Annotated in this window: 22 protein-coding genes; 8 read left to right on the top strand and 14 right to left on the bottom strand. The window is 54.3% G+C overall.

Annotation, left to right across the window (positions count from 1 at the left end):
* The first annotated feature begins 83 nt into the window (after positions 1-83).
* Positions 84-1,136 carry an AbrB family transcriptional regulator gene (locus tag OGY67_RS18660; RefSeq protein ID WP_286574359.1) on the top strand — a complete coding sequence of 351 codons (1,053 nt, stop codon included), beginning with the start codon at positions 84-86 and terminating at the stop codon, positions 1,134-1,136.
* A gap of 9 nt (positions 1,137-1,145) precedes the next feature.
* On the opposite strand, the gene OGY67_RS18655 is transcribed toward OGY67_RS18660, so the two are convergent.
* The 9 genes from OGY67_RS18655 to ybgI form a co-directional block, all read right to left on the bottom strand.
* Entirely contained in the window at positions 1,146-1,562 is a 417-nt protein-coding gene (locus OGY67_RS18655) for a hypothetical protein (RefSeq protein ID WP_286574358.1), read from the bottom strand.
* A 68-nt stretch (positions 1,563-1,630) separates the two neighbouring features.
* Positions 1,631-2,422, bottom strand: a complete 792-nt coding sequence (gene nei, locus OGY67_RS18650) for an endonuclease VIII (protein WP_286574357.1) — start codon at positions 2,420-2,422, stop codon at positions 1,631-1,633.
* 14 nt (positions 2,423-2,436) lie between these two features.
* Positions 2,437-3,081 (bottom strand): pyroglutamyl-peptidase I, encoded by a 645-nt coding sequence (gene pcp, locus OGY67_RS18645; RefSeq protein ID WP_100272761.1) that lies wholly within the window; start codon positions 3,079-3,081, stop codon positions 2,437-2,439.
* A gap of 9 nt (positions 3,082-3,090) precedes the next feature.
* Complete coding sequence (locus OGY67_RS18640; RefSeq protein ID WP_008784131.1) at positions 3,091-4,086, bottom strand: DUF979 domain-containing protein; 996 nt, start codon at positions 4,084-4,086, stop codon at positions 3,091-3,093.
* Entirely contained in the window at positions 4,083-4,805 is a 723-nt protein-coding gene (locus OGY67_RS18635; RefSeq protein ID WP_003831395.1) for a DUF969 domain-containing protein, read from the bottom strand. Before OGY67_RS18635 ends, OGY67_RS18640 begins: the two co-directional genes overlap by 4 nt.
* Positions 4,806-4,860: 55 nt before the next feature.
* The gene (gene pxpA / locus OGY67_RS18630; RefSeq protein WP_153686958.1) at positions 4,861-5,595 is read right to left on the bottom strand and encodes a 5-oxoprolinase subunit PxpA; all 735 of its coding nucleotides are present in this window, start codon (positions 5,593-5,595) and stop codon (positions 4,861-4,863) included.
* The gene (pxpC, locus tag OGY67_RS18625; protein WP_048214672.1) at positions 5,585-6,517 is read right to left on the bottom strand and encodes a 5-oxoprolinase subunit PxpC; all 933 of its coding nucleotides are present in this window, start codon (positions 6,515-6,517) and stop codon (positions 5,585-5,587) included. Before pxpC ends, pxpA begins: the two co-directional genes overlap by 11 nt.
* Positions 6,511-7,167, bottom strand: coding sequence for a 5-oxoprolinase subunit PxpB (gene pxpB, locus OGY67_RS18620; RefSeq protein WP_286574470.1), 657 nt, complete (start codon positions 7,165-7,167; stop codon positions 6,511-6,513). Before pxpB ends, pxpC begins: the two co-directional genes overlap by 7 nt.
* A 15-nt stretch (positions 7,168-7,182) precedes the next feature.
* Positions 7,183-7,926, bottom strand: coding sequence for a radiation resistance protein YbgI (gene ybgI / locus OGY67_RS18615; protein ID WP_003831390.1), 744 nt, complete (start codon positions 7,924-7,926; stop codon positions 7,183-7,185).
* Positions 7,927-8,215: 289 nt separating this feature from the next.
* On the opposite strand from ybgI, the gene dtpD reads away from it, so the two are divergent.
* Positions 8,216-9,697, top strand: a complete 1,482-nt coding sequence (gene dtpD, locus OGY67_RS18610) for a dipeptide permease DtpD (RefSeq protein WP_008784127.1) — start codon at positions 8,216-8,218, stop codon at positions 9,695-9,697.
* A gap of 46 nt (positions 9,698-9,743) precedes the next feature.
* On the opposite strand, the gene OGY67_RS18605 is transcribed toward dtpD, so the two are convergent.
* From OGY67_RS18605 to OGY67_RS18590, 4 genes are all read right to left on the bottom strand, one after another.
* Positions 9,744-10,646 (bottom strand): Rpn family recombination-promoting nuclease/putative transposase, encoded by a 903-nt coding sequence (locus OGY67_RS18605; RefSeq protein ID WP_286574356.1) that lies wholly within the window; start codon positions 10,644-10,646, stop codon positions 9,744-9,746.
* Positions 10,647-10,808: 162 nt separating this feature from the next.
* On the bottom strand, positions 10,809-12,227 hold the full coding sequence (phrB, locus tag OGY67_RS18600) for a deoxyribodipyrimidine photo-lyase (protein WP_286574355.1): 1,419 nt from the start codon (positions 12,225-12,227) through the stop codon (positions 10,809-10,811).
* Positions 12,228-12,245: 18 nt separating this feature from the next.
* Complete coding sequence (locus OGY67_RS18595; RefSeq protein ID WP_122973777.1) at positions 12,246-12,800, bottom strand: DUF1722 domain-containing protein; 555 nt, start codon at positions 12,798-12,800, stop codon at positions 12,246-12,248.
* 97 nt (positions 12,801-12,897) lie between these two features.
* Positions 12,898-13,104 (bottom strand): YbfA family protein, encoded by a 207-nt coding sequence (locus OGY67_RS18590; RefSeq protein WP_003022870.1) that lies wholly within the window; start codon positions 13,102-13,104, stop codon positions 12,898-12,900.
* Positions 13,105-13,412: 308 nt separating this feature from the next.
* On the opposite strand from OGY67_RS18590, the gene kdpF reads away from it, so the two are divergent.
* Genes kdpF through kdpE form a run of 6 tightly spaced genes read left to right on the top strand, consistent with a single transcriptional unit; the run spans position 13,413 to position 21,194 of the window.
* Complete coding sequence (gene kdpF / locus OGY67_RS18585; protein WP_001670793.1) at positions 13,413-13,502, top strand: K(+)-transporting ATPase subunit F; 90 nt, start codon at positions 13,413-13,415, stop codon at positions 13,500-13,502.
* The gene (kdpA, locus tag OGY67_RS18580) at positions 13,502-15,181 is read left to right on the top strand and encodes a potassium-transporting ATPase subunit KdpA (RefSeq protein WP_286574354.1); all 1,680 of its coding nucleotides are present in this window, start codon (positions 13,502-13,504) and stop codon (positions 15,179-15,181) included. The genes kdpF and kdpA overlap by 1 nt, the downstream gene beginning before the upstream one ends.
* A gap of 20 nt (positions 15,182-15,201) precedes the next feature.
* Positions 15,202-17,250, top strand: coding sequence for a potassium-transporting ATPase subunit KdpB (gene kdpB, locus OGY67_RS18575; RefSeq protein ID WP_020996545.1), 2,049 nt, complete (start codon positions 15,202-15,204; stop codon positions 17,248-17,250).
* An 8-nt stretch (positions 17,251-17,258) separates the two neighbouring features.
* Positions 17,259-17,825: a potassium-transporting ATPase subunit KdpC gene (gene kdpC / locus OGY67_RS18570; protein ID WP_048226085.1), complete on the top strand. Its 567-nt coding sequence runs from the start codon at positions 17,259-17,261 to the stop codon at positions 17,823-17,825.
* Between the two features lie 10 nt (positions 17,826-17,835).
* A complete protein-coding gene (gene kdpD, locus OGY67_RS18565) occupies positions 17,836-20,520 on the top strand; it encodes a two-component system sensor histidine kinase KdpD (RefSeq protein WP_191215053.1) in 2,685 nt (894 codons plus the stop codon).
* The gene (kdpE, locus tag OGY67_RS18560) at positions 20,517-21,194 is read left to right on the top strand and encodes a two-component system response regulator KdpE (protein ID WP_234692215.1); all 678 of its coding nucleotides are present in this window, start codon (positions 20,517-20,519) and stop codon (positions 21,192-21,194) included. Before kdpD ends, kdpE begins: the two co-directional genes overlap by 4 nt.
* A 96-nt stretch (positions 21,195-21,290) precedes the next feature.
* Here the strand turns inward: kdpE and pgm are convergent, their stop codons facing one another.
* A complete protein-coding gene (pgm, locus tag OGY67_RS18555; RefSeq protein ID WP_008784117.1) occupies positions 21,291-22,931 on the bottom strand; it encodes a phosphoglucomutase (alpha-D-glucose-1,6-bisphosphate-dependent) in 1,641 nt (546 codons plus the stop codon).
* Between the last annotated feature and the right edge of the window lie 5 nt (positions 22,932-22,936).

Genomic DNA, 22,936 nt, shown 5'->3' with positions numbered 1-22,936 from the left:
TGATACCTGATATTTTTTTCAGCGGACTTTTTCTCTATGCTGTATCAAGACATTGAATGCGGTATAAAACAAGGGAGCATGGGATGCCTGTTTTGCAGTGGAGCCTGTTGTTTGTGCTATCGCTCCTTCTTTCCCTGCTCTTTCTGTTTATCCATCTTCCAGGCCCCTTATTGCTCGGTTCGATGATCGTCGGCATCATTTTCAGTATGCGCGGCATCTCGCTGCATCCTCCTCGCTGCACATTTCTTGGCGCACAGGCGATTCTCGGCTGCATGATTGCCCAAAATCTGACCGGTTCAATCTTCACAACCCTTGCAGCCCACTGGCCGATGGTGATTGTTATACTGCTGGCAACCCTTATCAGCAGCGCGATAATCGGCTGGCTGCTGGTTCGCTATAGTAATCTACCGGGGAATACTGGTGCGTGGGGCTCGTCACCAGGCGGTGCAGCAGCAATGGTCGCAATGGCCCAGGATTATGGCGCCGACATCAGGCTGGTGGCGTTTATGCAGTATCTGCGCGTACTGTTGGTGGTCGGCGCGGCAGCGCTGGTCACCCGGCTGGTGATGGGCGACCAGGCCCAAACAATCAGTGAACAAATCATCTGGTTTCCGCCGCTAAGCGGCAATCTTTTCAGCACTCTGATGCTGGCCGCCGTTGCCGGCACGGCTGGGCGCCTACTGCGTATTCCCTCTGGCGTTATGCTATTGCCAATGCTGGTGGGTGCCATGCTGAATGCAAGCGGAGTGATGGTGATTGAACTGCCGGAATGGCTACTGGCTATAGCCTACATGTCAATTGGCTGGCAAATCGGTCTTGGCTTTGACAAGCAGATCTTTTTGATGGCATTACGACCACTGCCACAGATCCTGTTGTCCATTTTTTCACTGATGGCGATCTGCGCAGCCATGGCCTGGGGACTGGCGCATTACATGCAGATCGATTTTCTCACTGCCTATCTGGCAACCAGTCCTGGAGGAGTGGATTCTGTTGCGGTGATCGCCGCAGGAAGCCACGCTGATATGGCGCTCATCATGGCGATGCAAACCCTGCGACTGTTCAGCATTTTGTTAACTGGCCCCGCAGTCGCGCGGTTTATTTCGGTGCATGCACCGAGAAAAATGCAGTCATCTTAATGTATCGCTTTAATCCGGGTGCGCAATTTCCGTCACGTTTGTGCCCGTCTTATCCGCTACAAACATAAACTCCGTTATGCCCCCTGGATAATTCTGTGTGATATGCAGGTCGTTATTACCTTTCCAGACATATTCCACCATCTCCGTATCTCCGAGATTTTCTATCTTCAGGTCCTTGCCCGGAATTAATGTAGATGCCAGATTGTTGCTGTCAGACCTCGTTTTTCTGTGTGCCTGATACGCTTGAGTAAGAGAGAGGTTGGCATAAAAACAACGGGTTATAGCACCGTGTTCATAAATATATTCCATATCTCTCGGTCCGGATTCACATTTGGGGGTTATCTGCACAGTGGCCGTCGCCAAAAAAGGAAAGGTGCTGGCTGCAACGACAAGTAAAGCGGTACAACTTAATCGGTTAAAATCCATATGTCGCTCCTGCTCATTTCCTTGAGAGTTTTCGGTGATACAGAGCACTGGAACAGCGCCATGTTATGTTATTTCTGACAACCCGGGCACCAGTAAAAGGGGCGCGAAGAGAGCATCGTTTTCTCGATTATTCCACCACAACGCTCACAGGTTTCGCCGTCCCGATGAAAGACCTTGAAGCGAAACAACGCACCGTGATGTTTATTCTCATCGACCAGGCCGCGGGTAGTATAAGACAACCGCGGAATATCAAGCAGCGCATGTGCCAGTTGATCCAGTTGCTCATCACTAAGCTGCGACGCTTTATGCTGCCCGGTCAACCCAACCTGCCAAAGGATCTCTACCCGCAGGTAGTTACCTAATCCCGCCAGAAATGCCTGGTCCAGTAGCAGACCAGAAAACTGGCGATTGCGAAAACGCGGAGATAACAGACGCGCTTTAACCTCATCGGGCGTTAAACGTAAATCCAGTACATCCGGCCCTACCCGTTGCAGGAACGGATGGGTGGAGAGCTGTTCTGGCGTCAGCATTTCGATATCAGACGCGCTATAGAGCAGGATAGTTTTGTCGTGTGTCTGCAGCCTGACACGCAGTACCCGCGAAGTTTGCGGGATTTTGCCTGTATCCACCACTCGCCACACGCCATAGAGCTGATTGTGACTGTACAGCGTCAGGCCATTAGAAAAATGGGTCAGTAATGCTTTCCCCCGCGTTTCAAGCTGGGTAACACGTTGCCCAATCAGTTGAGATTGATACGGTTTTAACTGCTCAAAGGCAAACCAGACATCCGTCAGGGGTTTGCCTTTGACTGCCGCCTCCAGGTTATCCGCCGCGCGGCGGATCTCCGGGCCTTCAGGCATAATACTGTCCTTTGTTAATGTGTTGCACCGCCCGTCACTGCGATATCGCTTTCCACCTGCAAGGCGGTGGCAATCGCAATCTCCAGCGCACGGCGCACCGTTTCTGTCGCCATACTTGGCGCCCCGGGATGCTGTGCAGCCTGTTGCGGCAAATAAGGGATATGAATAAAGCCGCCCTTCACCGCCGGTACGTCGCGTAGTTTATGCAGCAGGCCATACATCACGTGGTTACACACGAAAGTACCCGCAGTCTGGGAAACCGAGGCCGGAATTCCCGCGTTGCGCATGGAGACAACCATCGCTTTAATCGGCAACGTACTAAACCATGCCGCCGGGCCATCGACCACAATCGGCACATCGACCGGCTGTTGCCCCTGATTATCCGCAATACGCGCATCGTCAACGTTAATCGCCACGCGTTCCACGGTGATATCCGTGCGACCACCCGCCTGCCCCACCGCCAGCACCAGTGATGGCGACAACGCGTCAATCGCGGCGTTGAGTACAGCGAGAGACTCGCCAAAGACACACGGTAGTTGGCGGGCTATTACGCGGCATCCACCGATAATAGCATTGTCGAGGCTCGAGACCACTTCCCAGGAAGGGTTAACTGACTCGCCGCCAAAGGGTTCAAATCCCGTGATGAGTACTGTTTTCATCCTTCCTCCTTACAGGAACATCAGGAAATACATCAGGAACACGTTGACCAGTAGCAGCAGTACGCCGGTTGGCACCTGCGCTTTAATCACCGCATTTTTGTCCGGTAGTTCCAGCAACGCTGCAGGAACAATATTAAAGTTCGCCGCCATCGGCGTCATCAGCGTCCCACAATAGCCGGAGAACATACCTATCGCCGCCATTACCGCTGGGTTGCCGCCGTGTTGCAGTACGAGGATCGGAATGCCAATCCCAGCGGTCACGATCGGGAAAGCAGCAAACGCATTACCCATAACCATGGTCAACAATGCCATGCCGATGGTGTACACCGCCACCGCGATAAAGCGACTATCCACCGCCAGATATTCCTGCGTCAGGTATGAAATGCCGCTACCGACACCCGCCGCTGTAAACAGCAGCCCAAGCGTAGCCAGAATCTGCGGCAAAATGAACGCCCAGCCAATGGAGTCCAGCAGACGGCGTGCCTCCTGAATCGGTTGATGCACCCGCTCATGGGTCATTTTTATCGCCATCGCCAGACCAATCAACGAACCCGCTGTCATTGAAAAGAGCGTCACCAGAGTGGCGTGATTACCCGGCCCGAACAGCGCATCCTGTAAGCCCGGAATATGGTTGAACATCAGTACGCCAATGACCGTTACCACCGGGATCGCCAACGCTGGGAAAAACAGGCGGTTGCCCAGGCGGCTGGCGCTTTCTTCACGCTGTTGCTGCGTGCGTTGATGGTAGCTTCCCAGCTTCACACCGCCAAAACCCGCGATCAGGGCCAGCACGACCACCGCAACGCCGACGGCAATATGCACTGCGCGTTTATCGCCAAACAGCGAGTATGTCCAGTCACCAAGCAGAAACAGTACGCCATATATGCCCCAAAACAGGCCTGTGGTGAAACGGCGCGGGTTTGCTTTGTCCTGCCAGGACATCAGCGCCACAATCAGTAATACCGCACCTGCCAGCCAGTAGAGATAGCTTTGTTGAAAATTCATTTCGCTTCCCCTTTCGCTGCGGCATTTGCTTTCGCCACCTCACGTTGCAAATAGCTATCCAGACGCCACAAACGCGTGCCGTGGATCAGGAAAGCACAAATTGCCGTTGGGATCCCCCACAAGGCGATATGCAGAGGTTCGGTCTGGATCCCTCCAGACTCCAGCATAAAGTTGTGCATGAATATGATCGCGCCGAAGGCAACAAAGATATCTTCACCGAAAAACAGCCCGACGTTATCGGTCGCCGCTGACATTGCGCGCAGGCGATAGCGAACCGCGCCGGGTATCTCTCCGTGATTTTTCTCGGCGGCCCCTTCCGCCATTGGCGCCAGCAGCGGGCGCACCATCTGCGGATGCCCCCCCAGACTGGTCAACCCTAACGCAGCGGTCGCTTCGCGAATGAACAGATAGACAATAAGCAGACGGCCACTGGTGGCACTGCGGATTTTCGCAATCCACGCCTGAGCACGCTCTTTGAGTCCGTGACGTTCCAGCAGGCCAATAACCGCCAGCGGGATCAGCAGGATAAACGGCAGGTTGCGGGTGTTAAGAAAACCTTCACCCAGCTTCTCGAGGATGGTGGCGATCGGCATATGCGCCGCCAGTCCCGTGACGATCCCGGCAATAATAACCACCAATACCGGATTAAAACGTAAAAGAAATCCGACCACGATGACGGCGATCCCCGTCAATGGCCAGAGAGAAATTACCTCTCCCATAATTCATTCCCGTATATGTTGTTGTGTAATATATTGTTGTTTTGTATGGTAAATCTTATGCACCAATTTCAATATTGCATGCATTAAAGGCGCTACGCAAGCGACGGGCAAAAGCGAGTGCGTGCTCGCCATCCCCATGAATGCATACCGTCTGGGCGGTCACGCTTGCCCATGTTCCACTTTGGCTTTTTACTCTGCCGGATTGCACCATTTCTAACGTTTGCGCCAGCGCCTGCTCTTCATCCTCAATCAGTGCGCCCGGCTGGTTACGTGGCACCAGACTGCCATCGGCCTGATAACCCCGATCGGCAAAAACCTCTTGACGCGTTATCAAGCCATAGTGTTCTCCAGCGCGAATCAGTTCGCTTCCCGCCAGCCCGACCAGAACCAGCGACGGATCGCAGGCATGAACCGCTTTCGCAATCGCATCAGCCAATTGAGGATCTTTCGCCGCCTGGTTATAGAGCATGCCATGCGGTTTGACATGGCGCATCACGCCGCCTTCTGCCCGCGTGATGGCAGCCAGCGCGCCAATTTGATACAGCGTCTGCGCATACACCGTTTGTGCAGGCAGTGCCATGGCGCTACGACCAAAATTTTCCCGATCCGGAAAGCTGGGGTGCGCGCCTACCGCCACACCATTTTTTAACGCATCACGCACGCTTAAGAGCATAGTTTGCGCATCGCCGGCGTGAAACCCACAGGCGATGTTGGCCGATGACACCAATTGCAGCAACGCTGCATCGTTCGCACATCCCTCACCGAGGTCTGCATTGAGATCAATTTTCATTGTTAAGTCGCCATGCTAACTGTTCCAGATAACGCTGCTGGTCGTACCGCGCCTTCAGCGCTTCCTCCAGCGAACACTGCACAAAATGAATCGGCTGACCGAGCGGGATCTGCGCCAGATGATACATATCTGCTTCGATAATACAGGCGATGCGCGGATAGCCACCCGTCGTCTGAGCATCGTTCATCAGCACGATTGGCTGGCCATTATGCGGAACCTGCACCACGCCGGGGAGCAAACCATGCGACAGCAGCTCGCGATCGGTCGTGCGCGTCAGCGGCTGCCCCTGAAGACGATACCCCATACGGTTACTTTGCGGGCTAAGCTGCCACGGCGAGCGCCAGAAAGAGGCCTGAGATACCTCATCAAACTCCTGATATTCAGGGCCGGGCAGTGCGCGAATGAGATTACCCCACATCAGTTGTTTTACACCTTGTGGTCCGCTGAATTGCCGGGTCGATACGCCAATCGCCAGTCGATCGCCATCACGCAGCAGACGCCCTTCAAACCCACCAATGCCCACTTTCAGATCGGTACTACGCGAACCCATCACTTCGGGAACATCAATACCGCCTGCTACTGCCAGATAACTGCGCATGCCATGAAGCGGGCGTTTTAGCGTCAGGCGCTGCCCGGCTTTTACCGGTAACCGCCATCCGCTCCATACGGGAGTTCGATCCAGATGCGCTTCGCATCCGGCACCGGTAAGGGCAAACCAGCCATCGGCTTCAAACTCCACCACCAGTTGCCCCAGCGTGATTTCCAGCGCTGCGGCATTCGCATCATTACCCACCAGCAGGTTAGCCACGTTCAACGCCGGTTTATCCAGCGCGCCACAGTGACTAATTCCGGATTGACGAAAACTATGGCGTCCCCCGTCCTGTACGGAGGTGTACATGCCAGCGCGGATGATGTTTAACATATCCCCTCCTTCTGCGGGACAAAACGCACAGTATCGCCAGCCCGTAACAGAATCGGCTCCTCCCGTTTTGGATCAAATAACGAAACGGAGGTACGTCCAATCAATTGCCATCCACCAGGTGTTGCAAGCGGGTAGATCCCCGTTTGAGATCCACCGATACCGACAGAACCTGCCGGAACAAGCAAACGCGGTTCCGCACGTCTGGGGGTATGCAGCTGTTCAGGTAAGCTCCCGAGATAGGGAAATCCCGGCTGAAAACCGATAAACCACACCACATAGTCAACTGACGCATGAAGTTCGACGACCTGCTTGTCGCTTAATCCACTGTGTCGGGCGACCTCTGCCAGATCGGGGCCAAACTCACCACCATAGGTCACAGGTATTTCAATAAAGCGTGAATCCGGCTCCAGTGCTTCGCTCTCTTCCCACCAGCGCTGCAGGCGTTCAATCGCATCCAGCGCCAGTGTTTGCGGGTCGCGCAGGGTAACCGTGATATTGTTCATTCCCGGAATAGCTTCAAGCACATTCGGGGCGTCAACTAAACGCTGAGCCAGACGCCAGATGCGTTTCTGAGTCGCCAGCGTGATGGGGGGCTCCAGTTCAAGAACCACCGCCGTTTCACCTAACAGATAACAACGCGCTCGCAGCACTTTCATCCCTCTTTATTACGCTGGATTAGGAATATCGATAAAGGTTACGTCCAGATCGGTATTTTCATTCAGCCATTCGCTTAATGCGCGAATGCCGCCGCGTTCGGTCGCATGGTGACCGGCAGCATAAAAATGCAGCCCCTGCTCGCGGGCTGAGTGAATGGTTTGCTCAGAGACTTCACCGGTAATAAAGGCGTCTACACCAAATCGGGCTGCGCTATCAATAAAACTTTGACCGCCCCCGGTACACCAGGCAACGCGCTGAACTTTCTCCGGCCCGGTATCACCGCACCATAACGGTTTACGGCCTAAACGCGCTTCAATCCACGATGCCAGCTCCAGTCCCGGAACCGGCATGGAGAGTTCTCCCCATGGCACCAGCGGTTCAATTTCCCCCATCACGGTGATTCCCAACAGCGCGGCCAACTGCGCGTTATTCCCCAATTCCGGGTGCGCATCCAGCGGCAAGTGCCAGCCATACAGGTTGATATCATTTTCTAACAGCGTTTTCAGACGATTGCGCTTCATGCCGCGAATAACCGGAGATTCGCCTTTCCAGAAATAGCCGTGGTGAACAATAACCGCATCCGCTTGCTGGCGTACCGCCTCGTCCAGCAATGCCTGGCTTGCAGTCACACCGGTCACGATTTTATGCACCGTCTCTTTGCCCTCAACCTGCAAACCATTCGGCGCATAATCGCTAATGGCGGCGCTGTTTAGTTTGTCGTTGATCAGTTGTTCCAGTTCGGTGTTTTTCATCATCGTCCTCGTAGTCATCATTTCTGCCTGCCCAATCAGCAACACAGCTTAGGTTAAAATAGCGTCCCCGCCTGCGTTCGTCGATAGCCATTTCACTGACACATAAAGAAACAATCACACCCGCTTTGAACGTGATTTGCTTACCACTACGCGATCTAATTCATGTATATTTATGCAATCAGACAGCATATTGCAAAAATAATCAGATCTGTATCAAAGTTACAACTTTAAGGAAACACACTCGCGCAGCACGTTCAGCCAGTCGCGAGGCATTTACTTCGAGAAAATAATGAATAAACAAGCATCTCAACCACGGGCGATATACTACGTTGTCGCGCTACAAATCTGGGAATACTTCAGTTTTTACGGCATGCGTGCGCTGCTGATCCTGTATCTCACTAACCAGCTTAAGTACGACGATAATCACGCATATGAACTGTTCAGCGCCTACTGCTCGCTGGTCTATGTCACCCCTATTCTCGGGGGATACCTGGCCGATAAAGTGCTCGGCAATCGAATGGCGGTGATGATCGGCGCATTTTTAATGGCGGTGGGACATCTGGTATTAGGTGCCAGTGAAATGGCCCCGGCGTTCCTCTATTTGTCGCTGGCGATAATTGTCTGCGGTTACGGTCTGTTTAAATCAAATATCAGTTGCCTGCTGGGCGAGTTATATCAACCTGAAGACCCGCGTCGCGACGGTGGATTCTCTCTGCTCTACGCCGCCGGTAACATCGGTTCGATCATCGCACCAATTGCCTGCGGATACGTGCAGGAAGAGTACAGCTGGGCGATGGGCTTTGCGCTGGCTGCCATCGGCATGCTGGCTGGGCTGGTGATTTTCTTATGTGGTAATCGCCATTTCGCCCACACCACCGGCGTCAACAAGGCCGTTCTGTGTGCTAAAACCTTTATTCTGCCAAACTGGGCCTGGCTGTTAGTTCTGCTAGTTACCACACCGCTGCTGATTACCGTGCTGTTCTGGAAAGAGTGGTCCGTTTATGCACTGATTGTTGCCACTGTTATTGGTCTGGCAGTTCTGGCGAAGATTTATCGCCAGGCACAGACGCAGAAACAGCGCAAAGAGCTGGGGCTTATCGTCACGCTGACCTTCTTCAGCCTGTTGTTTTGGGCCTTTGCTCAACAGGGCGGCAGTTCGATCAGCCTGTATATCGACCGCTTCGTTAACCGCGATATTCTGGGGTATTCCGTCCCTACCGCGATGTTCCAGTCGGTTAACGCTTTTGCCGTTATGCTGTGCGGTATCGTACTGGCGTGGGTAGTCAAAGAAAGCGTGAGTGGCAATCGTACCGTACGTATCTGGGGTAAATTTGCCCTTGGCCTCGGCTTAATGAGCGCTGGGTTCTGTATTCTAACCTTGAGCGCTCGCTGGTCCGCTGCTTACGGCCACTCCTCCATGCCGCTGATGGTACTTGGGTTGGCGGTCATGGGCTTTGCCGAACTGTTTATCGATCCGGTGGCAATGTCACAAATTACGCGTATTGAGATCCCTGGTGTTACCGGCGTATTAACCGGCATTTATATGCTGCTTTCCGGTGCCATCGCCAACTACCTAGCTGGTGTTATCGCCGATCAGACCTCACAAGGCTCGTTTGATGCTGCGGGCGCTATCAACTACTCCATCAATGCCTATATTGATGTCTTTAGTGAAATTACCTGGGGCGCGCTGGCCTGTGTGGTGCTGGTGCTGCTGATTTGGCTGTACCAGTCGCTTAAGTTCAGAAACCGTTCACTGGCGGTAGAATCCTGAGTGTAGGGGCCCGATGATGTAATCTGATTCGGGCTTTTTTCAGGAATTACGCATGACTGGCAGTCAACTCCTCTTCAGAAAGACCTGTAACCAGAAGCACCATGTAGCGATCTATTCCCTGCTCCAACATAGTTTGCGCTATACGTAATGCGGCTTCTCGTTTGCCTCGCTGCAACCCTTCCTGTAATCCATCTAAGCGTAACCGCTCGGCAATCGTCATCAGCTTCTCCTTATGTTGGGGGATCCGTTGCGCCATCTCTTGTATAAATTCATTAAAGCGAGATTCATCGCCGGATTGCAGGATGTAATTAAACATCGCCTGTAGTTGCGTGTCATTAGCGCACCCTGTAAGTAACAGCGTGGCCAGTTGATCTACCAGCCCCATCAAATCCCGCTGACGGATATGTTTTTGCATTAGTTCCAGCAGTGCCATTCGCCTGTGAGCCATGATTTCGTCATCGGGCACCACTGTGATATCCACCAATGGAAATGCGCTGGCATAAAGTTGCCGTGCCGTTACAGGATCGGTAAACGCATCAAGCCAGCACAGTGAGTACGGATACGGACTTCGACAGCCATGATAAAACAGCATGGGTATCACAATCGGCAGTTCTTTGTGCCCGGCATCCAAATGACGCTGCATCGCCGCTATTGCGTAACGCAGCAGACGAAAAGCCATATGCGGATCGGCTGAACTCTGGTGTTCTATAACCACGTATACATAACCTTCACCATCGTGCGTATGCACAGACCAGAGCACGTCGGAGTAGCGGGTACGTAAATCCGCTTCAATAAAGCTTTCTGACTCCAGCTTCAGCGTATTTAAATCGCAAAGCGTTTGCAGATCTGCGGGTAGATGAATTTCGAGGAAGTCCCGAGCTGTTTCTGGATGATGTAAAAACGTTTTAAATACCGCATCGTGCGGTGTAGATGTCGTTGGTGTTGTCATCAAATTCCGTCACCTGAATGAAGATGACGGCACTTTACTGCTGGCGGAAAACATCTTCATCAAGGCATTAGCAGCCTTGCGTACACGCTTCAGCGCTAAATGCCCCCCCACTGCAACATATTCATTCTGCTGGAAGGTATTACGCAGAAATCCGCTGCGTGCTTATCCCTTACGTGCCGCCTCATATGCCGCCAGCGTCGCCAGCCTTGCCTGTTTATGATCCACAATCGGGCGAGGATAACTCAGTGTTACCTGCGCTTTTTCAGCCCACGACCACGGTTCATGAATGGCTTTACCCGGCACGTCGCGCAGTTCCGGCACCCACTGGCGGATAAACTCACCGTCACGGTCGAATTTTTCGCCCTGCGTCGTGGGGTTAAAGATACGGAAATACGGCGCAGCGTCGGTTCCGGTTGAGGCAGCCCACTGCCAGCCGCCGTTATTGGCCGCCAGGTCGCCATCGATCAGTTGCGACATGAAATATTGTTCGCCTTTACGCCAGTCGATCAGCAGGTCTTTCACTAAAAAACTGGCGGTAATCATGCGTAAACGATTATGCATCCAGCCCGTGGCGTTGAGCTGACGCATGGCCGCATCCACAATGGGGTAGCCCGTATGCCCTGTTTTCCAGGCCTGCAAATGCGCCGGATTATTCTGCCATTGCACGCGATCGGTCCAGCGAATAAAAGGTTGATACCGACACAGCGCCGGATGGTAAGTCATCAGATGACGATAAAATTCGCGCCAGATAAGCTCATTCAACCAAACGCTGCCTGTCCCATCCTCAAGCGCCTGCGGCTGCTCCACGAGCAGTCGATTCAGGCACTGGCGCGGTGATAGTCCACCTGTCGCCAGGCTCGCGGATAATCGACTGGTTCCATCAATCGCCGGAAAGTCACGCTGCTGCTCATATTCTCCGGCAGCCTGCTGGCAAAAATGGCGTAATTGCGCGATGGCCAATTTTTCTTCTGCCGGAAATTGCTGCGAATCAAAATCCTGCTGCGGGTAGCTCAGCGTGATGGATGTTAATGGAGAGTCAAGAGCACCGCTTTCTCTCACCTTCGGCGCACTGACACATTCTGGGATCCCGTCTTTTATCCGCTTCAGCCAGGCATTTTTAAACGGCGTAAAGACTTTATACATCTCGTGATTACCGGTCATGACCGCCCCCGGAGGCAGGATCACGCTGTCGTCAAACCCTTCGCACACCACCTGAGGTATTGACTTTTCAACGGCAGCATCACGCTGGCGTTCGTTTATTTCATATTGATAGTTATAAAATATTCGACTGACGCCATGCTGTACGCAGACGTTTTTGACGGTTTCCACACTGGTCGCAAAATCACCGACTTCATGAAACAGAAGCGGGATGCCCTTTTCTGCCAGCGCCGTTTGCAACGCGTTCAACTGCGCGTTAACCAATGCCGCCTGACGTGGGGCCATATCATGCGCCTTCCACTGTTCAGGCGTGGAGATATAGAGCGCGAGTACATGTGCAGAACGATCCCGACAAGCCGCCGCCAGCGCGAGATTGTCATGCAGGCGTAAATCACGCCGAAACCAGACCAGATGCGTGGTCATAACACTCCCTGATAAAAATTAATCATTGCCCTGTAAACGCCAAATCGCAGGCCAGAGTTCAAAATAACGTTGCCCGGACAACCAGGTGTTCGGGTGCTCAGCCATATAGTGTTTGAGGAGCATTAAGGGTGCAAGTAGCGGCTGCGCCTCGCGTCGATAGTTATCGATTATCGAGGTCAATTCCTGACGTTGATGCAGATCGAGCTGATTACGGAAATAGCCCTGTACGTGCATCAATACATTGGTATGGTTACGCCGGGTAGCAGGATTTAATAACAGATGGGTCAATCGTAGGCGATACTCGGTAAAAAAAGCATCGAGATCTTGCCATTCATGGATTGCGGCAACGAAGGGGCCAAGCTCCCGATACTCTGGCTGGGAATGCGCCAGTAGTACCAGTTTGTAGCGGGTATGATAGTCAATTAATGCGCCCCGCGTTAATTTTCGCTGACGCAGGCGGTGCAATTCATGCAAAGCGTAAACACGTATTAATGTATTTTCGTCGAACTGAGGTGCCTCACTCGCTTCTGTGGTCAGACAGGTGCGGATACCAACAGGAATTCTCGTGCTCATCGCCACTCCTTATCCGTTACTCAGATAAGTGTAGACGTCGGCGTATAAAAAAACCGCCACATTGCTGTTGGCGGTTTTCTTGAACAATAACGACAACTTAATAGAAGTCGCAGGTGGCTTTTTCAGCCTGCTCCATCCACACCGGTTTATCACTAGTTTTGGACCAGACGCGGTGCAGATAGCTGTAAAAACGGGCGCGGTCTTTCCAGAACAACATGACCGGCAGCGCCAGCACGCCCGCCACAACGGCAAAGGTACGGCGCAAGAAAACAATGTGTGCTGGATATTCTTTATAAAAGTCCATAATCCTCTCCCATATATCTGTTCGGTGAATCGCACCGGAAAAATAAACTTTGTTAACTGATGAAAATAATACCGCCTTGTGTGTAATTTTGCTACTCATCCGACCACTTATTTTTATCTATTGATGCTCCGTTTAGCTAAAAACCGTAATTAAGTTACATAAAAGTTAAATTAATACTAATCATTAGTTAAATAATGGTCTTTGCCATTTTTATACTTTTTTTACACCCCTCCCACTGATTTTTGCGAAATCTTTGCAAGCAAAAATCTACGCTCTGGTTATCACATTTATGCCACTGGAGGTGCACCGTGAGTGCAGGCGTGATAACCGGCATTGTGCTGGTCTTTTTATTATTAGGTTATCTGGTGTATGCCCTGATTAATGCGGAGGCGTTCTGATGGCGGCCCAAGGATTTTTACTCATTGCCAGTTTCTTGCTGGTACTGTTTATCATCGCCAGACCGCTGGGTTTTGGCTTGGCTCGGCTGATCAATAATACGTCCCTGCCGGGCCTGGCTGGCGTGGAACATCTGCTCTGGCGCGGTCTGGGCATCTCGCAGCAGGAGATGAACTGGCGGCAGTATCTGTTGGCGATCCTCGCGCTCAATGTGCTGGGGTTGCTGGTCCTGTTTTCAATGCTGATGGCGCAAAACCTGCTGCCGCTAAATCCGCAACAGCTACCTGGGCTTTCGTGGGATTTGGCGCTCAACACGGCGGTAAGTTTTGTCACCAACACCAACTGGCAATCCTATGCTGGCGAAACCACCTTAAGCTACTTCAGCCAGATGGTCGGGCTGACCGTGCAGAACTTCCTGTCAGCGGCAACCGGGATTGCGGTGATTTTTGCCCTGGCCCGTGCCTTTACTCGCCAGAGTATGAACACGCTGGGCAACGCCTGGGTCGATCTGGTTCGCATTACGCTGTGGATCCTGCTCCCCATTGCATTGCTCATTGCGTTGTTCTTCATTCAGCAAGGTGTGCTGCAAAACGTGTTGCCCTATCAGCCCATTACTACCCTTGAAGGGGTGAAACAGCTGCTGCCGATGGGGCCCGTCGCCTCACAGGAAGCGATTAAGATGCTTGGCACTAACGGGGGCGGTTTCTTTAACGCTAACTCATCACATCCGTTTGAAAACCCTACCGCGTTGACCAATCTGGTACAGATGCTGGCCATTTTCTTAATTCCTACCGCGCTGTGTTTTGCCTTTGGTGATGTGGTTGGCGATCGTCGCCAGGGGCGGACCCAGCTGTGGGCCATGTCGTTGATATTTGTAGTCTGCGTAGCCGTGGTGATGTGGGCCGAAGTTCAAGGCAACCCGCACCTGATGGCATTCGGTGCAGACAGTAATATCAACATGGAAGGCAAAGAAAGCCGCTTTGGCGTGCTGGCTACGAGTCTTTTTTCCGTCGTGACGACAGCGGCATCTTGCGGCGCTGTCGATGCGATGCATGACTCCTTCACCGCGCTGGGCGGGATGGTGCCGATGTGGCTAATGCAGATTGGCGAAGTGGTCTTCGGTGGTGTCGGTTCGGGCCTGTACGGCATGCTGCTGTTCGTGTTGTTGGCGGTGTTTATCGCGGGCCTGATGATTGGTCGCACGCCGGAATATCTGGGTAAGAAAATAGACGTGCGCGAAATGAAAATGACCGCACTGGCGATTCTGGTCACCCCTGCGCTGGTGCTGCTCGGTACGGCGATAGCGATGATGAGCGACGCCGGACGCAGCGCCATGCTCAATCCTGGTCCACATGGCTTTAGTGAGGTGTTGTACGCCGTATCGTCTGCCGCGAACAACAACGGCAGCGCCTTCGCCGGATTAAGCGCCAACAGCCCGTTCTGGAACTGTCTGCTGGCCCTGTGCATGTTCTTCGGCCGTTTCGGCGTGATCATTCCCGTGATGGCAATTGCCGGATCGCTGGTCAGTAAAAAGATCCAGCCAGCAAGTCCAGGCACGCTGCCTACTCACGGTGCACTGTTTGTCGGGTTGTTAATCGGTACGGTGTTACTGGTTGGCGCCCTCACCTTTGTTCCTGCCCTGGCGCTTGGCCCGGTCGCAGAATACCTGTCATTACACTGAGTGATGCGGAGCACATGACTATGAGTCGCAAGCAACTGGCGCTGTTCGAACCCTCTCTGGTCGCACAGGCGCTGATGGACGCCGTGAAAAAATTAAGCCCACATACCCAGTGGCGCAATCCGGTGATGTTTATCGTCTGGCTGGGCAGTCTGCTGACAACCCTGTTAACGTTGGCAATGGCCACAGGCCATATGCAAGGCAATCCGTGGTTTACCGGCGCGATAAGTCTGTGGCTGTGGGTCACCGTTCTGTTCGCCAACTTTGCCGAAGCGCTGGCGGAAGGACGCAGTAAGGCTCAGGCTAACAGTCTGAAAGGAGTGAAGAAAACCGCTTTTGCTCGCAAACTCCGCGAACCGAAATACGGTGCCGCCATGGATCACGTTCCGGCGGAGGATTTGCGCAAAGGAGATATCGTGTTAGTAGAAGCGGGCGATATTATCCCGTGTGACGGCGAAGTCATCGAAGGTGGCGCATCGGTGGATGAAAGCGCCATTACCGGTGAATCCGCGCCGGTCATTCGTGAATCCGGTGGTGATTTCGCCTCCGTCACCGGCGGGACCCGCATCCTCTCCGACTGGCTGGTGATTGAATGTAGCGTAAACCCTGGTGAAACGTTCCTCGACCGAATGATCGCCATGGTTGAAGGCGCGCAGCGGCGTAAAACGCCGAATGAAATCGCCCTGACGATCCTGTTGATAGCCCTGACCATCGTTTTTCTGCTGGCGACCGCCACGCTGTGGCCATTTTCCGCCTGGGGTGGTAGCGCGGTTAGCGTCACGGTACTGGTTGCCCTGCTGGTGTGTCTGATCCCCACCACCATCGGCGGGCTACTCTCCGCAATTGGCGTCGCCGGGATGAGCCGCATGCTGGGCGCGAACGTCATCGCCACCAGCGGACGTGCAGTAGAAGCTGCGGGTGACGTGGACGTACTGCTGCTGGACAAAACCGGCACCATTACGCTGGGTAACCGCCAGGCTTCAGATTTCCTGCCCGCCCAGGGCGTGGACGAAAAAACGCTGGCCGACGCCGCGCAGCTTTCATCGCTGGCCGATGAAACCCCAGAAGGCCGCAGCATCGTGATTCTGGCTAAACAGCGCTTTAATCTGCGTATTCGCGACGTGCAATCGCTGCACGCCACCTTTGTACCGTTTACCGCCCAAAGCCGAATGAGCGGGATCAACATCGACAACCGTATGATCCGCAAAGGGTCGGTCGATGCTATTCGTCGTCACGTTGAAGCCAACGGCGGCCACTTCCCTGCCGACGTGGAGCAGAAGGTCGAAAACGTCGCACGCCTTGGCGCTACGCCGCTGGTGGTTGCCGAAGGCTCCCGCGTGCTGGGCGTGATTGCCCTGAAAGATATCGTAAAAGGCGGAATCAAGGAACGTTTTGCCCAACTGCGTAAAATGGGCATCAAAACGGTGATGATCACCGGCGATAACCGTTTAACCGCCGCCGCGATTGCGGCAGAAGCCGGGGTAGATGACTTCTTAGCTGAAGCCACGCCGGAAGCCAAGCTGGCGCTGATTCGTCAGTATCAGGCGGAAGGTCGTCTGGTAGCGATGACCGGCGACGGAACCAATGACGCCCCGGCGCTGGCGCAAGCCGACGTGGCAGTCGCCATGAACTCCGGGACCCAGGCGGCGAAGGAAGCAGGCAACATGGTGGATCTCGACTCTAACCCCACCAAGCTGATTGAGGTGGTGCACATTGGTAAACAGATGCTGATGACGCGTGGTTCGCTGACCACCTTCAGTATTGCCAACGACGTGGCGAAGTATTTCGCCATTATCCCGGCCGCGTTCGCCGCCACCTACCCGCAGCTCAATGCACTTAACGTGATGGGGCTGCATTCGCCGGATTCGGCGATCCTCAGCGCGGTTATCTTTAATGCGCTGGTTATCGTCTTTCTGATCCCGCTGGCGCTTAAAGGCGTGAGCTACAAACCGTTATCCGCATCCGCAATGCTGCGCCGTAATTTGTGGATCTATGGTCTGGGTGGTCTGGTTGTGCCGTTTATCGGTATCAAAGCAATTGATTTACTGCTGACCCTGCTGGGTCTGGTGTGAGGTTTCAGATGAGTGGATTACGTCCTGCATTATCAACATTGATTTTCCTGATGCTTATCACCGGCGGGGCTTACCCGTTGTTGACCACCGCGTTGGGGCAGTGGTGGTTTCCCCACCAGGCTAACGGCTCGCTTCTGCGTGAAGGTCAGGTCGTTCGCGGCTCTGCGCTCATTGGGCAACATTTTACCGCGGCCGGTTATTTTCAGGGACGCCCGTCTGCTACAGCAGAAATGCCCTATAATCCAATGGCTTCAGGCGGCAGCAATCTGGCAGCCAGCAACCCGGAACTGGATAAACAGCTGCAAAGCCGGATAGCCGCGCTGCGTGCCGCCAACCCGCAGGCAAATCCTGCCGTTCCGGTAGAGCTGGTAACGGCTTCTGCCAGCGGGCTGGACAACAACCTGACACCCGCCGCGGTGGCTTGGCAAATCCCCCGGGTGGCGCAGGCTCGCAACCTCAGCGTTGAAGAAGTCACGCGCCTGGTTGCACAATACACGCAAAAGCCGTTGGTCAGTTTTATCGGCCAGCCGGTGGTGAACCTGGTGGAACTTAATTTAGCGCTGGATAAGCACTGAGAAAAAGGACATGCATAACGAACCCTTACGCCCCGACCCCGATCGCCTGCTGGAGCAGACCGCTGCCCCGCACCGCGGAAAACTGAAAATTTTCTTCGGCGCGTGTGCAGGCGTCGGTAAAACCTGGGCCATGCTGGCAGAGGCCCAACGGCTGCGGGCGCAGGGGTTAGATGTGCTGATTGGCGTGGTGGAAACCCACGGACGCAAAGAGACCGCCGCGCTACTGGACGGTCTCAGCATCCTGCCGCTAAAGAGACAGGCGCGCCATGGTCGTCATATCAGCGAGTTCGATCTCGACGCGGCGCTGGCCCGCCGTCCGGCGCTCATTTTGATGGATGAACTGGCGCACAGTAATGCGCCTGGCTCACGCCACCCTAAGCGTTGGCAAGATATTGAAGAACTGCTCGAAGCCGGCATTGACGTTTTTACTACCGTCAACGTGCAGCATCTGGAAAGCCTCAATGATGTGGTCAGCGGCGTCACCGGCATTCAGGTTCGCGAAACCGTCCCCGATCCTTTTTTCGATGCCGCCGACGATGTGGTGCTGGTCGATCTTCCCCCCGACGATTTGCGCCAACGCCTGAACGAAGGCAAGGTCTATATCGCCGGTCAGGCGGAAAGAGCCATCGAGCATTTCTTTCGCAAAGGGAACTTGATCGCGCTACGTGAGCTGGCCCTGCGCCGCACGGCCGATCGGGTTGACGATCAGATGCGTGCCTGGCGAGGGCGTCCGGGGGAAGAAAAAGTCTGGCATACCCGTGACGCCATTTTACTGTGCATTGGACACAATACCGGCAGCGAAAAACTGGTGCGTGCTGCCGCGCGTCTGGCAGCGCGCCTCGGCAGCGTCTGGCATGCAGTGTATGTCGAAACGCCAGCGCTGCACCGACTGCCCGAAAAACAGCGCCGGGCAATCCTAAGCGCTCTGCGGTTAGCCCAGGAGCTGGGTGCAGAAACCGCCACCCTTTCCGATCCCGCTGAAGACAAGGCGGTAATCCGCTACGCCCGTGAGCATAATCTGGGAAAAATTGTCCTCGGACGTCCGACTACACGACGCTGGTGGCGCAGTGATTCCTTTGCTGACAAACTGGCCCATCGCGCACCGGATCTCGATCTGATGATTGTTGCGCTCGATGAGCCACCTTCGCGCCCTGTGCTACAAACTGCAGATAACCGCACCTTTAAGGATAAATGGCGGGTACAAATTCAGGGTTGTGTGGTTGCCGTCGCGCTGTGCGCCATCATTACGTTGATTGCCATGCAGTGGTTGATGGCCTTTGACGCCGCCAACCTGGTGATGATCTATTTATTGGGCGTGGTGGTTATCGCCCTCTTTTACGGACGCTGGCCGTCGGTGCTGGCAACTTTTATTAACGTCGCCAGCTTCGATCTCTTCTTTATTGCTCCGCGTGGCACGCTGGCCGTTTCCGATGTCCAGTACCTGCTCACCTTCGCCGTGATGCTAACGGTAGGGCTGGTTATTGGTAATCTGACCGCCGGAGTGCGTTATCAGGCGCGGGTGGCCCGTTATCGTGAACAACGTACGCGCCATTTGTATGAGATGTCGAAAGCGCTGGCCGTTGGGCGTAGTCAGCAAGATATCGCAGCCACCAGCGAACAGTTTATTGCCTCAACGTTCCAGGCCCGCAGCCAGGTTTTACTACCCGGTGAGAACGGTAAGCTGGCCCCTCTCACCCATCAACAGGGCATGACGCCGTGGGATGATGCCATTGCCCAATGGAGCTTTGATAAAGGGCAACCGGCTGGCGCAGGTACTGACACGTTGCCAGGTGTGCCGTATCAAATTTTACCGTTAAAAAGTGCCGACAAAACGCATGGGCTGCTGGTGGTGGAACCGGGAAATTTACGCCAGCTGATGATCCCCGAACAGCAACGCCTGCTGGAAACTTTCACTTTACTGGTCGCCAGTGCGCTGGAGCGTCTGACGCTGACTGCCAGCGAAGAGCAAGCCCGGTTTGCCAGCGAGCGTGAAAGCATTCGCAACGCGCTGCTCGCCGCCCTTTCCCACGATTTACGTACGCCGCTAACGGTGCTGTTTGGTCAGGCAGAGATCTTAACGTTGGATCTGGCAAGCGAAGGATCGCCGCACGCGCGCCAGGCCAGTGAGATTCGCCAGCACGTCCTTAATACGACCCGACTGGTTAATAACCTGCTGGATATGGCACGAATTCAATCTGGCGGCTTTAATCTTAAGAAGGAGTGGTTAACACTGGAAGAGGTGGTCGGCAGCGCCCTGCAGATGCTGGAGCCAGGACTCTCTGCTCCTATTAATTTGTCGCTACCAGCACCGTTGACGCTGATCCACGTCGATGGCCCACTCTTTGAACGGGTGCTGATTAACCTGCTGGAAAACGCCGTTAAATACGCAGGTCCAGCGGCGCAAATCGGTATTGATGCCTGCGTCGATGGCGAGCACCTGCAACTGGACGTCTGGGATAATGGTCCCGGCATTCCATCGGGTATGGAGCAGCGAGTTTTTGACAAGTTTTCCCGGGGAAACAAAGAGTCATCGGTACCGGGCGTTGGGCTGGGGCTGGCAATCTGTCAGGCCATTGTGGACGTGCACGGCGGTACGATTTCCGTCCACAATCGCGCACAGGGAGGAGCATGTTTCCGTGTTACACTGCCCCAGGAAATCCCCCCTGAACTTGAAGATTTTCATGAGGATATGTGACGAACGTACTGATTGTTGAAGATGAACAGGCTATCCGTCGCTTTCTGCGCACCGCGCTGGAAGCCGATGGTCTGCGTGTATATGAAGCGGAAACGCTGCAACGTGGTCTGCTGGAAGCCGCCACGCGAAAACCCGATCTCATCATTCTCGATCTCGGTCTGCCGGACGGTGACGGCATTGATTTTATTCGTGACCTGCGACAATGGAGCGCGATACCGGTAATTGTGCTCTCAGCCCGCAGCGAAGAAAGCGATAAAATCGCCGCTCTGGATGCCGGTGCCGATGACTATCTCAGTAAACCCTTTGGTATTGGCGAGCTACAGGCGCGATTACGCGTGGCATTGCGCCGCCACGCCAGCGGCGTGTCTCCCGAGCCGGTGGTGCATTTTTCCAACGTAAAAGTAGATATCGCCGCCCGGCTCGTACATCGTGGTGATGAAGAGATTCATCTGACGCCGATTGAGTTTCGCCTGTTAGCGGTACTGCTGAATAATGCCGGAAAGGTACTAACGCAACGCCAGTTGCTAAATCAGGTTTGGGGACCAAACGCCGTCGAACACAGTCACTATCTGCGAATTTACATGGGACACCTGCGCCAGAAGCTGGAACAGGACCCGGCGCGTCCGCGTCATCTTCTGACCGAAACCGGGATTGGTTATCGGTTTATGCCGTGAATCTAAGCCGAATAAAAAAAGCCGGATCAGCGCAAAGCTATCAGGCTTTTTAATTCATGCCGGATAGCGACGCTAGCGTCTTATCCGGCCTACGGTTTACGCGTTTTTCAGCACTTCGCTGACGATCTCAACCGCTTCTTTTTCGATCTGCTTGCGGTGTTCTTCACCGAGGAAGCTCTCGCAATAGATTTTATAAGCGTCTTCGGTGCCGGACGGACGAGCGGCAAACCAGCCGTTGTCAGTCATCACTTTCAGACCGCCGATAGAAGCACCGTTGCCCGGTGCCGCCGTCAGACGTGCGGTGATCGGGTCGCCCGCCAGCGTGCTGGCACTCACCATTTCCGGAGACAGCTTAGACAGCGCCGCTTTCTGCGCGGAGGTCGCACTTGCCTGCAGGCGGTTGTAGCTCGGCGCACCAAAGCGGGCAGCCAGTTCGTTGTAGTGCTCCTGCGGATTTTTACCGGTCACTGCAGTAATTTCTGCCGCCAACAGGCACATGATGATGCCGTCTTTGTCGGTCGACCACGGTGTACCGTCGAAACGCAGGAAAGATGCCCCCGCGCTCTCTTCACCACCAAAGCCAAAGCTGCCGTCGAACAGACCGTCAACAAACCATTTAAAGCCAACCGGCACTTCGACCAGTTTACGCCCTAAATCATTCACCACGCGGTCAATCATCGCCGAGGACACCAGCGTCTTACCAACGGCAACGTCTTTGCCCCACTGCGGACGATGCTGGAACAGGTAGTTGATCGCCACCGCCAGATAGTGGTTCGGATTCATCAGCCCTGCCGGGGTGACGATACCGTGACGGTCGTAGTCTGGGTCGTTGGCAAAGGCCAGATCGAACTTGTCGCGCAGCGCCAGCAGGCCCGCCATCGCGCACTCGGAGGAGCAGTCCATGCGGATAGCGCCATCTTTGTCGAGATGCATAAAGCGGAAAGTCTGATCAACGTGATCGTTAACGATAGTCAGGTTCAGGTTGTAGTGCTTAGCAATACGCTTCCAGTATTCGATACCGGAACCGCCCAGCGGATCGACACCCAGCGTCAGACCCGCTTTTTGGATCGCCGCCATGTCGACGATGTCAGCCAGTCCTTCAACAAACGGCTGAACCAGATCCTGCTCTGTTACATGACCAGATGCCAGCGCAGCGTCCAGCGACATGCGCTTCACGCCTTGCAGACCGTCAGCCAGCAGCGCGTTGGCTCTGTCTTCCACCACTTTGGTGACGTTGGTATCTGCCGGACCACCGTTTGGCGGGTTGTATTTAATGCCGCCATCTTCCGGCGGGTTGTGGGACGGCGTGATCACAATGCCGTCAGCCAGCGGGCCGCCTTTTTTGTTGTGGACCAGGATAGCATTCGACACAGCAGGGGTTGGCGTAAAGCCGTTATTTTCCTGCACGATGACGTCAACGCCGTTCGCCGCCAGCACTTCCAGTACAGAGATAAAAGCCGGTTCAGACAGCGCGTGGGTATCCTTGCCCACATAGCACGGGCCAGTAATCCCGTTTTTCGCACGTTCTTCAGCAATCGCCTGAGCGATAGCCAGAATATGCGGCTCGTTAAAACTATGACGACCTGCACTGCCACGATGTCCGGACGTACCGAACTTAACGGCGTGCTCAGCGTTCCCTGCTGTTGGTTTCAGTACATAGTACTGTGCCGTCAGTTGGGCGACGTTAATCAAATCACTCTGTTGCGCAGGTTGACCTGCACGGTTGTGGATTGCCATTGCCT

The organism is Citrobacter sp. Cpo015 (genome assembly GCF_030333035.1).
Lineage (GTDB): Bacteria > Pseudomonadota > Gammaproteobacteria > Enterobacterales > Enterobacteriaceae > Citrobacter > Citrobacter portucalensis.
The sequence above is the reverse complement of the archived record's forward strand: the minus strand, read 5'-3'. Positions and strand labels throughout refer to the sequence as shown.

What these genes read in the sequence shown, in the direction of transcription:
- OGY67_RS18660 (WP_286574359.1), top strand. Translation starts at nt 84, where the DNA reads ATGCCTGTTTTGCAGTGGAGCCTGTTGTTTGTGCTATCGCTCCTTCTT.
- OGY67_RS18655 (WP_286574358.1), bottom strand. Translation starts at nt 1,562, where the DNA reads ATGGATTTTAACCGATTAAGTTGTACCGCTTTACTTGTCGTTGCAGCC.
- nei (WP_286574357.1), bottom strand. Translation starts at nt 2,422, where the DNA reads ATGCCTGAAGGCCCGGAGATCCGCCGCGCGGCGGATAACCTGGAGGCG.
- pcp (WP_100272761.1), bottom strand. Translation starts at nt 3,081, where the DNA reads ATGAAAACAGTACTCATCACGGGATTTGAACCCTTTGGCGGCGAGTCA.
- OGY67_RS18640 (WP_008784131.1), bottom strand. Translation starts at nt 4,086, where the DNA reads ATGAATTTTCAACAAAGCTATCTCTACTGGCTGGCAGGTGCGGTATTA.
- OGY67_RS18635 (WP_003831395.1), bottom strand. Translation starts at nt 4,805, where the DNA reads ATGGGAGAGGTAATTTCTCTCTGGCCATTGACGGGGATCGCCGTCATC.
- pxpA (WP_153686958.1), bottom strand. Translation starts at nt 5,595, where the DNA reads ATGAAAATTGATCTCAATGCAGACCTCGGTGAGGGATGTGCGAACGAT.
- pxpC (WP_048214672.1), bottom strand. Translation starts at nt 6,517, where the DNA reads ATGTTAAACATCATCCGCGCTGGCATGTACACCTCCGTACAGGACGGG.
- ybgI (WP_003831390.1), bottom strand. Translation starts at nt 7,926, where the DNA reads ATGAAAAACACCGAACTGGAACAACTGATCAACGACAAACTAAACAGC.
- dtpD (WP_008784127.1), top strand. Translation starts at nt 8,216, where the DNA reads ATGAATAAACAAGCATCTCAACCACGGGCGATATACTACGTTGTCGCG.
- OGY67_RS18605 (WP_286574356.1), bottom strand. Translation starts at nt 10,646, where the DNA reads ATGACAACACCAACGACATCTACACCGCACGATGCGGTATTTAAAACG.
- phrB (WP_286574355.1), bottom strand. Translation starts at nt 12,227, where the DNA reads ATGACCACGCATCTGGTCTGGTTTCGGCGTGATTTACGCCTGCATGAC.
- OGY67_RS18595 (WP_122973777.1), bottom strand. Translation starts at nt 12,800, where the DNA reads ATGAGCACGAGAATTCCTGTTGGTATCCGCACCTGTCTGACCACAGAA.
- OGY67_RS18590 (WP_003022870.1), bottom strand. Translation starts at nt 13,104, where the DNA reads ATGGACTTTTATAAAGAATATCCAGCACACATTGTTTTCTTGCGCCGT.
- kdpA (WP_286574354.1), top strand. Translation starts at nt 13,502, where the DNA reads ATGGCGGCCCAAGGATTTTTACTCATTGCCAGTTTCTTGCTGGTACTG.
- kdpB (WP_020996545.1), top strand. Translation starts at nt 15,202, where the DNA reads ATGAGTCGCAAGCAACTGGCGCTGTTCGAACCCTCTCTGGTCGCACAG.
- kdpC (WP_048226085.1), top strand. Translation starts at nt 17,259, where the DNA reads ATGAGTGGATTACGTCCTGCATTATCAACATTGATTTTCCTGATGCTT.
- kdpD (WP_191215053.1), top strand. Translation starts at nt 17,836, where the DNA reads ATGCATAACGAACCCTTACGCCCCGACCCCGATCGCCTGCTGGAGCAG.
- pgm (WP_008784117.1), bottom strand. Translation starts at nt 22,931, where the DNA reads ATGGCAATCCACAACCGTGCAGGTCAACCTGCGCAACAGAGTGATTTG.